The following is a 272-nucleotide window of genomic DNA, read 5'->3' on the forward strand; positions in this document are numbered from 1 at the left end:
AGCAATAGACGCACTGGCCAATGGTTTGGGGTCTACAAATTGATAAAGCGTCTCCAGGCTGTCCCCCAGCTCGGACTCGATGGTTTCCCGGATGTAATGAAAAGGTAGGGGTGGAGTCCGGTCCAGACACCGCTGGAATTCCTCGACATACTCCTCCGGGAAAATCGACGGTGAACTGGCGATAAACTGCCCCAGCTTGATGTAGGTCGTGCCCAGAGATTCAAAGGTAGTACGCAGCAAAGCCGGTACTGGCGGGCGATCGCCCAATGCCC

At 55.5% G+C, this 272-nt stretch carries 1 protein-coding gene; it reads right to left on the reverse strand.

The annotated features are described in order from the left end of the window. Positions 1-272, reverse strand: a 272-nt coding sequence (locus tag A3754_RS28210) for an AarF/UbiB family protein (RefSeq protein WP_197468827.1), incomplete at both ends; no start/stop codon positions are given.

The organism is Alcanivorax sp. HI0083, assembly GCF_001635175.1.